Source organism: Cellulosimicrobium cellulans (assembly GCF_042723955.1).
GTDB lineage: Bacteria > Actinomycetota > Actinomycetes > Actinomycetales > Cellulomonadaceae > Cellulosimicrobium > Cellulosimicrobium cellulans_H.
The window spans coordinates 54,864-65,763 of record NZ_JBHXIC010000018.1; the positions used below are offsets into that span (position 1 = coordinate 54,864).

Below are 10,900 nucleotides of genomic sequence, written 5' to 3' on the forward strand. Positions count from 1 at the left end.
GCGCAGGACACCCACATCGATCGAGGAGGATCCATGGACACGCACCACCGCAGACGACGTCGCCTGCGCGGCGCCGTCGCCGGGGCCGCGGGGGCGGCCGCGCGGGCCCCGGCGCGGGGCGGCGCGGCGGTCCGCCGGGGCCGCCCGGGGTCGTGCCGGGGCCGTCCGGGCGATGCGCGCGCCCGGACGACCCGTCAGGTCACGCGCAGAGACCCACCGGGTCCCACGAGCCCCACGTCACGGACCCGGGCAGCTCGCCCTTGGTCCACCACTGGGCCGTGTAGTTCACGCCGGCACGGGACACGGTCTGACCGCCGGTGTAGACGGCCTCGCGCGACCAGGCAGCGGCGCAGTCCGCGACCGCGACCTCGGGCGCCGTGCCGCACGGACCGATCTTCTTCCACGCAGACGACGAGCCCGGCTCCTGGTTGCGGGTCCACCACTGGGCCTTGTACTCCGAGCCCTCGTGCGAGACGACCTCGCCACCGGTGTAGACGCCCGTGCCGTACCAGGGCACGGCGCACTCGTCGGCCACGCCCGGGCCGGGGGTCGCTGCACGCAGCGTCGAGCCCAGCGCGTCGCCCAGCTCGTTGCGGTAGTCGCCCGAGAGGTCCCACCACATCGCGCCGCCGTAGCCCTGCGTCGCGACGAACTCGGCCTTGGCCGTGACCGACACCGGGTCGTCGTAGCTCCACCACTGGTCGCCGTCGTAGAGCCAGCTCGCGCCGATCTCCGGGTCGAAGTACTGCTCACCGTCGAACGAGCGCAGCTCCGCGTAGGTCTTGGTGCCGACGTAGCCCGCGGCGGGCTGCCAGCCCTGCGAGCCGTCCTCGACGCCGTACCAGCCGTGGCCGTAGGCCGCGAGGCCCGCGTTGACCTGCGACGGGTCCGCGCCCGCGTTGACGTACATGCCGAGCGCGCCGTCGAGCCCGAGTCCCCAGTTCTGCGTGCCGTCAGGGTGCAGGTTGCCCTGGTGGCCCGTCTGGTTCGGCACCCAGCCGCCGTGGAAGTCGTAGCCCTGGACGTTGAGGAAGTCCACGACCGCGAACAGGCGCGGGTCGAGCCAGCCGCCCTGGCCGGCGTTCCAGCCGCCCGCCGGGGCGAACGCCGTCAGGAGGTAGTCCTCGCCGTTCGCCGCGCCGCGCGCGTCGAGCTCGGTGCGGAACTCCTCCATGAGGAGCAGGAAGTTCTCCTTGTCCTCGGGGCGGGCGTTCGCCGTCTCGCCACCGGTGACCGGCCACTCCCAGTCGATGTCGATACCGTCGAAGATACCGGCCGCTGCACCCGGGCCGCCCTTGCCGTCGACGACCGGCAGGTCGCCGTCGATGTACAGGTCGAGGCACGAGTCGACGAGCGCCGTGCGGCCCTCGGCCGTGGACGCCGCCTCCGAGAAGTTGTCCGACCAGGTCCAGCCACCGAGCGAGATGAGGATCTTGGTGTCGGGGCTGACGGCCTTGAGCTTCTTGAGCTGGTTGAAGTTGCCGGCGAGCTTCTGGCCGGGCTTGTCGGCCTTGCCGTCGACGGAGTCCTTGGCCGCGACCTGGGCGACGAAGTCGTTGAGCGGGTCGCCCTCGCCGGGGACGTCGGCGATGTCGCACACGAGGTCGGTCGTGACGTTCCCGAACGCGTAGTTGATGTGCGTGAGGTCCTCGATCGCGCCGGTGCGAAGGAGGTCGACCACGTGGAAGTCGCGGGTCACGCGCGAGTCGGCCATGACGTAGCCGACGCTGCGGAACCCGTTGATGTCCGACGGCCCGGCGACGGACGCCGCCGGCTTCGCCGTGGGCTGGGGCGCCGCCACGGCGGGCGACGCGAAGGTGGCCGCGGTCAGGGCGAGCGCCCCGGCGACGGCGGTGGCCGCGACCACGCGCGAGCGAGCGGTCGGTGCGGGCGAGGTCTTGGCGAGCGAGCGGCCGGAAGAGGCCGCGCTGGGTGTCGATCGATCGTTCATGAAGGCCTCGTTGCTCTTCGGCCCGGGCTGGGGATCCCGGGATTTGTTCGGTCTCCTGCAACTTACCTGGAGGGGGCCGTTTACGCCAGGGTCCGAACGAAAATCGACTCCCGGAAAATCGACGTGCGGAACGGCAGACCCGGACCGGTGAACGCCCGTCCAGGAACCGGCGGACGCAGGCTGCGATCGAGACGCTCACCCGACGCCGTTCCTCGCGACGACCTAGCCTGGGGGCGGCCCGTACTTCTCATGCGACGCACGGAGATGAGGGAGTGACTGCGGTGATGCAGGAGCGGAGCGACATCCAGACCGGCGAGACGAGAGCCGGGGCAGGCGGGATCCCGGGAAGCGCGACCGCGAAGGTCGCGGTGGTCGGGGCCGGTTCGGTCGGGGCGACCCTGGCCTACGCCGTCCTGATCCGCGGTGCGGCGCGCGAGGTCGCCCTGTACGACGTCGACACGGCCAAGGTCCGCGCGCAGGCCCTCGACCTCGCCCACGGCATCCAGTTCATGCCGATGGCACGCGTGGTGGGGTCCGACGACGTCGCGGTCTGCGCGGACGCGGACGTCGTCGTCGTCACCGCCGGCGCCAAGATGAGGCCCGGGCAGACGCGCACCGACCTCGCCGCCCGGACTATCGGGCTCACCCGCACGCTCATGCCCCAGCTCGTCGAGGTGGCGCCCCATGCCGTCTACCTCATGGTCACCAACCCCGTCGACGTCGTCACCTACGCCGCCCTGCAGTACTCGGGCCTGCCCCGGGCGCAGGTGCTCGGCTCCGGCGCGGTGCTCGACTCGTCACGGTTCCGGTACCTCATCGCGGACCACGTCGGCGTGGCCGTGCAAAACGTGCACGCCTACGTCGCCGGCGAGCACGGCGACACCGCCGTGCCGCTGTGGTCGTCCGCGACGATCGGCGGCGTGCCGCTCCTGGACCTCGAGCCGTTCGACGGGCGACAGCCCCTCACCCAGGAGGTCCGCGACACGATCGCGCACGACGTCGTGCACTCGGCCTACGAGATCATCGCCGGCAAGGGCGCGACCGCCTACGCGATCGGCCTCGCCTCCTCCCGGATCGTCGAGGCGGTGACCAACGACGAGCACCGCATCATGCCCGTCTCGTCCCTCATGGAGGGCCTCCACGGGATCGACGACGTCTGCCTCTCGATGCCGACGATGGTCAGCCACTCCGGCGCCGGGACCGTGCTGCCGACGCCCATGGCGGACGACGAGGTCGCGGCGCTGCACCGCTCAGCCGACGCTCTGCGCGCCGTGGCGGCCGAGGTCGGGCTCTGAGGGCAGACGCGCGGCTACCGTGACCGCCGGACGAAGCGCCGACGGCGACGCCGGCCCTCGTCGGACGCGCTCGCGAGCGCTCTCGCTCGCGCTTCCGCGGCTCGCGCCGCCCGACGATCCGCCCACGCGGCGACCGTCGCCTCGACGTCCCGGGGCATGGTGACCAGCGGCGGTCCCGCTGGAACCTGGTAGCGGCCGCGGAGCACGCGTCGGTTGAACTCCTCGACCTCGTGACGCACGTCGTCCTCGACCCAGATCTCGTCGAGGCGGTCGTCCAGCGCGGCGTCCTCCCTGCGCAGCTCGATGGACGGCGGCAGCATCACGAACCTCTCGCGCTTGACGAGGTTCTTCAGCCACCAGTCGGGGTCGTAGCGGTCGGGCATGGGCAGCGGCTTGCCGCTGCCGGGCAGGTCGTCGAACTCCCCGCGCTCGATCGCCTTGCGGATGTGCAGGTCGGCCAGCAGGGCGATGGCCACCTTGTCGTCGATGGCGACCGCGTAGGGGTTGAAGAACGCCGGGGGTGGGTGCCGGTCGGTCATCGCTGCTCCCGTCCTTTGTTGACCATACAGCTGTATTGTGTCACGCGTATCGTCGACAAGGGAGGGCTCGGGGTGCCGAAACTGGTGGACCATCAGGAGCGTCGCGCAGCGATCGCGCGTGCGCTGTGGAGGGTCGTCGACGAGCACGGCTGGACAAAGGCCACGATGCGCGAGGTCGCGAGCGAAGCCGGGGTGTCGCTCGGGCACGTCCAGCACTACTTCGCGTCACGCACCGAGCTGTTGACCTTCGCGATGGAGTTCTCCGCCGAGCAGACCGCCGACCGGGTCGCGCGGGGACTGGCTGCACTCAAGCAGCCTCCGCATCCTCGCGACGTGCTCCGGCTGGTCCTCGTCGAGATGCTCCCCCTGGGTCCCGACGCGCGGGCGTCGAGCCGGATGAGTGCCGCCTATGTGCTCGAGGCGCTGCACGACCCGGCCCTGCGCAAGCAGGCGAGCCTCGGGCTGCGGGACGGCCGCGCCCTGGTCGCGCAGCTCGTCCGAGACTCGATCGCCCAGGGCCAGATCGCACCGGACCGTGACCCTGACATCGAGACAGACCTCCTCCTCGCGCTGACCGGGTTCACCGCGCTGCTCGAGCTAGAGGTGATCGAACCCCAGGCCGCGCTGGCAGCCATCGACCAGCATCTGGGCCACCTCTTCACCGGAGGAGCCTGATAACGGTCCTCACAGGAGCTCCAGGGGTCGTCCGGATCACGGTGTTGATCCAGCCCGACGTCAGCGAAATCTCGTCGAGCTTCGCGCGGGTACGACGAAGGGCCCCACAGCCGCAGGATTCTGCGGGTGGGGCCCTTCGGGTGGCGGTAGCGGTGGGATTTGAACCCACGGTGGACTTTCACCCACACACGCTTTCGAGGCGTGCTCCTTAGGCCGCTCGGACACGCTACCTTCGCCGGGAAACCCGGCCCAGGAAGGATACCTGGTCAGACCCCCGGACACCGAATCGGCCGGTCAGGCCGCCCGATCCGACGCCCGGAGGCCCACCGTCACGACCCGCCGAGCGCGTCCGCGAACAGCGGCGTGACGTTGTCGATCGCGTAGATGACGGCCGTGGGCGTGCCGAGCGAGAAGGCGTTGGAGAGGTCCTTGTCGTCGAACACGACGTAGCAGCCGTCGGCGACGGACGGCACGGTCTGGAAGATCGGGAGCGCCTCGACGTCGGCGGCGGTGAAGCCGATGGGCTGGATGACGGTGAGGTCGGCGTCGAGCAGGTCGACGTTCTCGGTGCCGAGGTTGGCGGAGAACTCCTCGCCGGCGGCCTCGTCGATCTCGGGCTTGGTCTCGAACCCGAGGCCCTGCATGAACTCGCCGCGGCTGGACGTCGACACGTAGGCACCGAAGCCCTCGGCCCAGTACGACCCGATGACCGCGGTCTTGCCCGCGAACTCGGGGTGCTCGTCGCGCGCGGCGGCGAACGCGTCGTCGACCTCGGCGAGCAGCTCGTCGCCGGCGTCGCTGCGCCCGAGGGCGGCGGCGATCATGCCGACTTGGTCCTCCATGGGCGTGAGGTAGGCCTCGCCGCCCTCGGGGATCGCGACGGTCGGGGCGATCTCGGAGAGCCGCTCGTACCGCTCGGGGTCGCCCGACGACTTCACGTCGAGGATGACGTCGGGGTCGAGCACGGCGATCTGCTCGTAGGACGGCTCGAGCGTGCCGATGATCTCGGGCGACTCGTCGTACGCGCCGTCGAGCCAGGGTCCGACGCCGTCGCCGCCGAACGCGAGCCAGTCGCTCGCCCCCACAGGCTGGACGCCGAGCGCGAGCGCCGTCTCGGCGTCGCCCCAGCCGAGGGCGACGACGCGTTCCGGCTCCTCGGGGATCTCGACGTCCCCGAACGCGGTGGGGATCGTCACGGGGAAGGCGTCCGCTGCGCCGTCGGCGCTCGCGCTTCCCGACGGCGCAGCGTCGTCGCCCGAGCCGTCCCCGGACGAGCACGCGGCGAGCGCGAGGACGGCGAGCGCGGACGTCGCCGCGAGAGCGCGGCGGAACGTGGTGGTGCGGTGCATGGGACTCCTCAGTCCTCGAAGATCTGGCCGACGGGCTCGCGCTTCTCCGCCTGGAAGCGGTCCTCCGCGCGGCCGTAGGCCCAGTAGCCGGACAGCGACAGGTCGGCGCGCGGGACGCCGCGCTCCGCGAACACGCGGCGCAGGGCCTTCATGGCCTCGCGCTCACCGTGCGCGAAGACGTGCACGCGGCCCTCGCGCCACGCGAGGTCGGCGACGGCGTCGGGCAGGAGCGTCGTCGTCCCGGCGGGCGCGTCGCCGCGCAGCACCCAGGTGACCTCGACGCCGGCGGGCGCCTCGAGCGGGAGGCGGTCCGCCTCGGTGCCGACCTCCAGCACGGCGTGCCCGACGGCGTCGCGCGGCATGGCCTCGAGCGCGGCGGCGATCGCGGGGAGCGCGGAGTCGTCGCCGGCGAGCAGGTGCCAGTCGGCGGCCGGGTCGGGGGCGTACCCGCCGCCGGGGCCCGAGAAGACGATGCGGTCGCCGGGCTTCGCGCGCGCGGCCCACGGGCCGGCGAGGCCCTCGTCGCCGTGCACGACGAAGTCGATGGCGAGCCGCTGCGCCGCCTCGTCGACCCACCGCACGGTGTACGTGCGAGTGACGGGCAGGTCCTCGGGCGCGAGCGTCTCGCGCAGCGCCGCGACGTCGTAGGGCGGCTCGAGCCCGAGCTCGGGCTTGGCGAAGATGATCTTGACGTACTTGTCGCTGTGCTCGTTCGTGGTGAACGCGGCGAACCCGTCGCCCCCGGCCACGACCCGCACGAGGTGCGGGGAGAGCCACGCGGTCTCGAGGACCTCGAGGACCGTCTGGGGGCGGGCGCGCCGCGAAGCGGGCGCGGTGGTGGTCGACATGACAACCTCTCGTCGGTGACTTAGGTGAGGCTAACATCACCGCCTGTGCGCGCGGCCGTGACCCTGGTCACGGGGCCGCGAGCGCCGCGACCCCGGTGAACTCCGGCCGGCGCCCCGCTGAACGCGACTCATACACGCACCCTGTGCCCTCCACAGCGACCGCACAGGCTCCCCCGGCGGAATGGGAACGTCCTCGACCACGGCGCCCAGCGCCCCGGCACCCGGAGGCCTCGTGTCCCAGCCCGTCCTGTACCTCGTCGACCTCGTCGCGGTCACCGTCCTCGCGTTCGGCCTCTACTTCCCCCGGCACCGGCGGCGCGACCTCGTCGTCGCGTACCTCGGCGTCAACGTGGGGGTGCTCGCCGTCGCGGCGACGCTCGCGACGAGCAGCGTCGGCGCCGGGCTGGGGCTCGGGCTCTTCGGCGTGCTGTCGATCATCCGGCTCCGCTCGACGGAGCTGTCGCAGACCGAGGTCGCCTACTACTTCGCGGCCCTCGCGCTCGGACTCCTCGGCGGCCTCGGCGCGACGACCGGCTGGCTGTCCCTCGCGGGCATGGCGCTCGTCGTCGGCGTGATGGCCGTCGTCGACCACCCACGGGTCCTGCGCCGGGCGCAGAGCCAGAGCGTCGTCGTCGACCGCGCCCTCACCGACCCCGCCGAGCTCACCCGCTATCTGGAGGAGCTCCTCGGCGCGGAGGTCCGCGGCGTGAGCGTCCAGCGCCTCGACCTCGTCAACGACACCACGTGGGTCGACGTCCGCTACACCGAGCCCCGCGCTCGTCGTCGCGCGACACAGGCGCCCGCGCCGGCATCGCCGTCGCTCCTCCCCGTGCCCGACGCCGCGTCCCCGGCACCGCGCGAGACCGCGCCCTTCGCGCCGGCCGCGCGGCCGATGGCGGAGGTCGGGACGTCGGCGACGGCGTCGCGACCCGCGCGGACCGAGGTGCGCGCATGAGCCCCCGGACCGTGGCGGCCGACGACCGGGTGCGCGCCGTCCTCTACCCGCTCGACGGCATCCGCCTCGACGAGCTCGTGGACGCGGCGGCGCTGCTCACCCGGGTCGACCGCAAGTACGTCCTCCCGGTCGACGACGCGGTCACGGTGCTCGACGCGCTCGCCCGCACGACCGCCGCCCGCGTCCTCGAGGTCGACGGCGCGCGCAGCTCGGCATACGAGTCGGTGTACTTCGACACCCCCGACCTCGCGTCGTTCCGCCTCACGGCGACGCGACGCCGTCGGCGGTTCAAGGTCCGCACGCGCACCTACCTGGACTCGGGCACGAGCTTCCTCGAGGTCAAGACGCGCGCGGCGCGCGGCGCGACGCTCAAGCAGCGTGTCGCGCACGACGAGTGCCCGACGGCGCTCGGCCCGGGCCGCACGTTCGTCGGCCGGACCCTCGCGGCCGAGGGGATCGACGGCGTCCCGGAGCACGCGCTCGCCCCCGGCCTCGTGTCGCGGTACCGCCGCACCACGCTCCTGCTCCCCCGGGCCGACGACGCCGCGCGCGCCACGGTCGACACCGGCCTCGCGTGGCAGCTCGACCAGCCGGGCGCGCACGCGCCGCTCACGTGGTCGGTCCCGCACCTGGTGGTCGTCGAGACCAAGGGCGGCTCCACGCCGTCGGACCTCGACCGCCTGCTGTGGCGGCACGGCCACCGGCCCGAGCGGATCTCCAAGTACGGCACCGGGCTGGCGCTCCTGCGCCCCGACCTGCCCGACGGCCCGTGGCGGCGCGTGATCCGCCGCCACCTCTCGCCCTCCCCCGGCGCGGCCGCGCCCGTCGGGACCCCGACCCCTCCCGCCCGCACCCCCGGGCACGACGACAGGAGCCTCTGATGCGCATCCGCCGACCCCTGACCACTCTCACCGCCGCTGCGGCGGCCGCCGTCCTCGCGAGCTGCTCCGTGCTGGGCGGCACGGCGACCACGGACACCGCCTCCACCGACACGAACGCGACGACCACCGCGAGCGTCGTGTCCGACGCCGTCGCCGGACTGACCCCCGACGAGGCCCGCGCGGACAACGCCGAGGTGACGGTGGAGGACGCCGACCTCGCGTACGACGAGTCGTCCGCCGTGGCCGTCGCGCTCGACGGCGACACCGCGACGGCAGACGGCGACGGCGTGACCGTCGACGGCTCGACCGTCACCATCACCGCACCCGGCACGTACGTGCTGAGCGGCACGCTGGAGGGGCAGGTCGTCGTCGACACCGCCGAGGACGGGCTGGTCCAGCTCGTGCTCGACGGCGCCGACATCACGTCCACGACCAACGCCGCCGTGACCGTGCAGGACGCGGAGAAGGCCGCCGTGGTCCTCGCGGACGGGTCGACCAACAGCCTCACCGACGCCGAGACGTACTCCGGCCAGGACGCCGACGGCGAGCCCGACGGCGCGCTGTTCTCGACGGCCGACCTCGTGATCGGCGGCGACGGCGCGCTCAGCGTCACGTCGCACGCGAACGACGGCATCGTCTCCAAGGACGGCCTCGTCGTCGCGGGAGGTGACCTCACCGTCGACGCGGGCGACGACGGCCTCCGCGGCAAGGACTACCTCGTCGTCACGGGCGGCACCCTCGACGTCACCGCCGCGAAGGACGGGCTCAAGTCGACCGAGGACGGCGACGAGACCCTCGGGTTCGTCGACGTGCGCGGCGGGTCGATCACCATCGCGTCGGGCGACGACGGCGTGCAGGCGGTGACCGACGTCGTCGTCTCCGGCGGGACGCTGTCCGTGACCGCCGCGGGCGGTGCCGGTGCGACCGTCACCGAGGACGCCTCCGCGAAGGGCCTCAAGGGCGACGTCGGCGTGGTGGTCGGCGGCGACGCGACCGTCACCGTGGATGCCGCCGACGACGCGCTGCACTCCAACGGCGCCGTCTCCGTCTCGGGCGGGACGGTCGAGCTGTCGTCCGGCGACGACGGTGTGCACGCCGACGGCGACGTCACCGTCTCGGGCGGCGACCTCACCGTCACGACGTCCGTCGAGGGCATCGAGGGCGCAGCCATCACGATCTCCGGCGGCGACCTCGACGTCACGGCGAGCGACGACGGCCTCAACGCCACCGTCGGCTCGACCACCGACGACACGGCGACCGGGACCGACGGCGCGGCGAGTGCCGACGGCTCGACGGGCGGCGACGCCGCGGCCGGCTCGGTGCCCGACGGGACCGCGCCCGGCGCGTCCGCGGACGGCACGATGCCCGAGCCCCCGGACGGCGCCGCTGCCGGCGGCACCCCGCCGGAGATGCCGGCCGACGGCCAGATGCCGGAGCCCCCGCAGGGCGGCGAGCTCCCCGACGGCACGGAGATGCCCCAGGGCGGCCCCGGTGGCGCGGGCGGCGGCATGGGTGGTGCCATGGACGGCGACGACGGCTCGACGCTGACGATCTCCGGCGGCACCCTCACCGTCGACGCCGGCGGCGACGGGATCGACTCGAACGGCTCGCTCACCGTCACGGGCGGCGAGATCGTCGTCCAGGGCCCGACCAACGACGGCAACGGCGCGCTCGACGTCAACGGCACGTTCACGATCAGCGGCGGGTCGCTCCTCGCGGCGGGCAGCGCGGGCATGGTCGTCGTGCCGTCGACCGACTCGGAGCAGGGCTGGCTCGCGGCGGACGTGTCCGCGAGCGCCGGCGACACCGTCACCGTCACGACCGCCGACGGCACCGTCCTCACGGAGTACGCGGTCACCAAGGACACCGCGAACGTCGTCGTCTCCTCGCCCGACGTGACGACCGGCGACACCTACACGGTGACCACCCCCGCCGGCTCGGCGACCGCCGTCGCGGGCGAGTGGACCGGCGGCGGCATGGGCGGCCGCCCCGGTAGCCGCCCGGGCGCCCAGGACGGCACGACGACCGAGGACGGAACCACCGAGTCCTGACCCGACGTCGTCCCGATCCGGCATCTCCTGACCGAGCAGCTCTGCCCGGCGGCCACCCCGGCGGCCGGGCAGAGCCCTCCTCCCCAAGTGAAGCCCAGATCGGCCGAGGTAGAACCGTGGTCACGCGAAGTAGAACCGTGGTCACGCGAAGTAGAACCGTGGTCACGCGAAGTAGAACCGTGGTCACGCGAAGTAGAACCGTGGTCACGCGAAGTGGGGCCAGACACGGCGCGCGGTCGCCCGGGTGCGCGACGTCCACGGCGAGACGACGCCGGTCGGGGTGGGTGGTGGTGCCGCGTCGTGGCGGGCCTGGCGGGAGCCGCGAGGAACGCGCGGCGGATGGTAGACGCGGCACC

The 10,900-nt window shown here is 73.2% G+C and carries 9 protein-coding genes and 1 tRNA gene; 5 read left to right on the forward strand and 5 right to left on the reverse strand.

The features are described from left to right. Window positions 1-199 precede the first annotated feature (199 nt). On the reverse strand, window positions 200-1,951 hold the full coding sequence (locus ACFWH7_RS07435) for a glycosyl hydrolase family 18 protein (protein WP_378215836.1): 1,752 nt from the start codon (window positions 1,949-1,951) through the stop codon (window positions 200-202). A 284-nt stretch (window positions 1,952-2,235) separates the two neighbouring features. Between ACFWH7_RS07435 and ACFWH7_RS07440 the strand changes: the two genes are divergently transcribed. Beyond that, window positions 2,236-3,246, forward strand: coding sequence for an L-lactate dehydrogenase (locus ACFWH7_RS07440; protein ID WP_378215847.1), 1,011 nt, complete (start codon window positions 2,236-2,238; stop codon window positions 3,244-3,246). A gap of 14 nt (window positions 3,247-3,260) precedes the next feature. Here the strand turns inward: ACFWH7_RS07440 and ACFWH7_RS07445 are convergent, their stop codons facing one another. Then, on the reverse strand, window positions 3,261-3,785 hold the full coding sequence (locus tag ACFWH7_RS07445; RefSeq protein WP_378215837.1) for a DnaJ family domain-containing protein: 525 nt from the start codon (window positions 3,783-3,785) through the stop codon (window positions 3,261-3,263). Between the two features lie 18 nt (window positions 3,786-3,803). Between ACFWH7_RS07445 and ACFWH7_RS07450 the strand changes: the two genes are divergently transcribed. Beyond that, entirely contained in the window at window positions 3,804-4,460 is a 657-nt protein-coding gene (locus ACFWH7_RS07450; protein WP_378215838.1) for a TetR/AcrR family transcriptional regulator, read from the forward strand. Between the two features lie 141 nt (window positions 4,461-4,601). Here ACFWH7_RS07450 and ACFWH7_RS07455 read toward each other — a convergent pair. The 3 genes from ACFWH7_RS07455 to ACFWH7_RS07465 form a co-directional block, all read right to left on the reverse strand. Beyond that, window positions 4,602-4,691: transfer RNA gene (locus tag ACFWH7_RS07455), tRNA-Ser, on the reverse strand. A gap of 98 nt (window positions 4,692-4,789) precedes the next feature. Continuing rightward, window positions 4,790-5,809: an iron-siderophore ABC transporter substrate-binding protein gene (locus ACFWH7_RS07460; protein WP_378215839.1), complete on the reverse strand. Its 1,020-nt coding sequence runs from the start codon at window positions 5,807-5,809 to the stop codon at window positions 4,790-4,792. A gap of 8 nt (window positions 5,810-5,817) precedes the next feature. Next, the gene (locus tag ACFWH7_RS07465) at window positions 5,818-6,657 is read right to left on the reverse strand and encodes a siderophore-interacting protein (protein WP_378215840.1); all 840 of its coding nucleotides are present in this window, start codon (window positions 6,655-6,657) and stop codon (window positions 5,818-5,820) included. 232 nt (window positions 6,658-6,889) lie between these two features. On the opposite strand from ACFWH7_RS07465, the gene ACFWH7_RS07470 reads away from it, so the two are divergent. The 3 genes from ACFWH7_RS07470 to ACFWH7_RS07480 are packed head-to-tail and all read left to right on the forward strand — an operon-like array spanning window position 6,890 to window position 10,544. After that, window positions 6,890-7,612: a DUF4956 domain-containing protein gene (locus tag ACFWH7_RS07470; protein ID WP_378215841.1), complete on the forward strand. Its 723-nt coding sequence runs from the start codon at window positions 6,890-6,892 to the stop codon at window positions 7,610-7,612. Next, on the forward strand, window positions 7,609-8,493 hold the full coding sequence (locus ACFWH7_RS07475) for a polyphosphate polymerase domain-containing protein (RefSeq protein WP_378215842.1): 885 nt from the start codon (window positions 7,609-7,611) through the stop codon (window positions 8,491-8,493). The genes ACFWH7_RS07470 and ACFWH7_RS07475 overlap by 4 nt, the downstream gene beginning before the upstream one ends. Beyond that, entirely contained in the window at window positions 8,493-10,544 is a 2,052-nt protein-coding gene (locus ACFWH7_RS07480; protein WP_378215843.1) for a carbohydrate-binding domain-containing protein, read from the forward strand. Before ACFWH7_RS07475 ends, ACFWH7_RS07480 begins: the two co-directional genes overlap by 1 nt. Window positions 10,545-10,900 lie beyond the last annotated feature (356 nt).

Coding starts and splice junctions, on each gene's coding strand:
- ACFWH7_RS07435 (WP_378215836.1), bottom strand. CDS start 1,951: ATGAACGATCGATCGACACCCAGCGCGGCCTCTTCCGGCCGCTCGCTC.
- ACFWH7_RS07440 (WP_378215847.1), top strand. CDS start 2,236: ATGCAGGAGCGGAGCGACATCCAGACCGGCGAGACGAGAGCCGGGGCA.
- ACFWH7_RS07445 (WP_378215837.1), bottom strand. CDS start 3,785: ATGACCGACCGGCACCCACCCCCGGCGTTCTTCAACCCCTACGCGGTC.
- ACFWH7_RS07460 (WP_378215839.1), bottom strand. CDS start 5,809: ATGCACCGCACCACCACGTTCCGCCGCGCTCTCGCGGCGACGTCCGCG.
- ACFWH7_RS07465 (WP_378215840.1), bottom strand. CDS start 6,657: ATGTCGACCACCACCGCGCCCGCTTCGCGGCGCGCCCGCCCCCAGACG.
- ACFWH7_RS07475 (WP_378215842.1), top strand. CDS start 7,609: ATGAGCCCCCGGACCGTGGCGGCCGACGACCGGGTGCGCGCCGTCCTC.
- ACFWH7_RS07480 (WP_378215843.1), top strand. CDS start 8,493: ATGCGCATCCGCCGACCCCTGACCACTCTCACCGCCGCTGCGGCGGCC.